Origin of the sequence: Microcystis sp. LE19-41.2A (assembly GCF_027530405.1) — a bacterium.
Lineage (GTDB): Bacteria > Cyanobacteriota > Cyanobacteriia > Cyanobacteriales > Microcystaceae > Microcystis > Microcystis aeruginosa.
Map to the genome: position 1 here is coordinate 1 of NZ_JAPZQJ010000056.1, position 1471 is coordinate 1471.

Annotated in this window: 3 protein-coding genes; 1 reads left to right on the top strand and 2 read right to left on the bottom strand. The window is 38.2% G+C overall.

What is annotated here, in order from left to right; genetic code table 11:
• Both O9290_RS02620 and O9290_RS02625 read right to left on the bottom strand, forming a co-directional pair.
• The coding region (locus tag O9290_RS02620) for a DUF29 family protein (protein WP_288086659.1) at positions 1–159 on the bottom strand (159 nt) is incomplete at its 3' end.
• Between the two features lie 76 nt (positions 160–235).
• Positions 236–1132: a DUF5838 family protein gene (locus tag O9290_RS02625; RefSeq protein ID WP_288086657.1), complete on the bottom strand. Its 897-nt coding sequence runs from the start codon at positions 1130–1132 to the stop codon at positions 236–238.
• A gap of 24 nt (positions 1133–1156) precedes the next feature.
• Between O9290_RS02625 and O9290_RS02630 the strand changes: the two genes are divergently transcribed.
• Complete coding sequence (locus tag O9290_RS02630) at positions 1157–1417, top strand: transposase (RefSeq protein WP_080603660.1); 261 nt, start codon at positions 1157–1159, stop codon at positions 1415–1417.
• Positions 1418–1471 lie beyond the last annotated feature (54 nt).

Here is a 1471-nt window from a genome sequence, read left to right on the forward strand (position 1 = left end):
CGCATTTTTCTTTTCTTTGCCCAAATCCTCTAATTCCTCGATTAAATGTTCTAAGTCTAGTTGTGAAAATTGATGATTTCTGAGTAGGCTAACGGTTTCTCCTAGCCATTGAGAGTCATCAATCTCATAGAGTTGTTTTAAGTCGTGAATTCTTTGCATCATTGATGGTCTCCATTAGCTGTTTTATCGTTTTGACTGTCTTGACATCAGAGAAGTTTCGTGGTTAACATAAAATTTACTCCATTCCAAAATACTTATAATAGTAAAGCCTAACGTTTTCGATTCTCGTTTTTTCTAATTCTTGTTGGGCTGTGCCTACCCACATATTCGGTAAAATATCTTGATGTTGACAAAAGCTGTGAACTCTTTGGGCGGTATCATTAAGCTTAAAGTAATTGATTAAATTCTGACGATTTTTGAGAGAGTAGTAAAGCACTGGGTTATTATTTGCTTTTGATAAACCTGTAAAAAATAGATCTGATGCTTGGAGAGGTTTTAAGGCTGATTTAGGAAAATGTTGCCACACTTGATTGATGGTTTCTGGTTTGAAAAAATCATCTTCTCTAATCTCGGCATAAATTTCGATTGCACTCTTACCATTGAAATAAAAATCAAACCCAATTAGGTGAACAAACCCACAGAGATAATTACTATCAGCAACACCGTCACTTAAAACAAAAGCGGTTGCTAGTTTTTCGGGATAATCCCCAATTCTGATGTGCATTTTTAGACTAGAATCGGCAAGATTGGTTCTTAAGTCAATACCAGCAGTTAGGACTTCTAGCTTGCTAAAGTCAAAATTATCTCCTAAAAATCCCTGTAATAAAGAATAATCTAATTGAACACCCACACGGTTCTCCACTTGCTGAAAAAAAGCTAGAGATTGAGCTAGATATTTTTGCCACTCTTGAGCTTTATCTTTAAAAAAGAGCAAAAACCTTGAGGCAATCAGTTTATCCAATTCTATCTTACAAGAGGCTTCAATAGTACAATCGCCCTCAACCCCCATCACGAAATCTTCAAACAGCCGCAAAGGATAAATCGGCTCAACATCGAAAGCTTGTTGATGGTTACGAATAAATTGTAGCCTTTGCTCTTTGAGGGAGCTTTTTTGAATGTCAGCAACTATCATAAATTTCAAATTTCGCTTAAGAATATGCCAAGAAAACCTCGAAATTTACAAGCTGGTTATTCCTACCACGTCACCACACGCTGCAATAACCGAGAATTCAAATTATCCAAGCGGGAATGCCGGGAGGTATTTCTTTATGCCATCAAGAAGGCTTTAGACAAACACCAGTTTAGGCTTTATGCTCTCTGTATCATGTCTAATCATGTCCATTATCTCATTGAACCTGCCCAACCTGAAGATTTACCCAAAATCATGCACTTCCTCAACTGGTACACGGCGATGTGATCCCCCCGCCTTCGGCTTCCCCCCTTATCAAGGGGGGCTAGGGGGGATCGCACA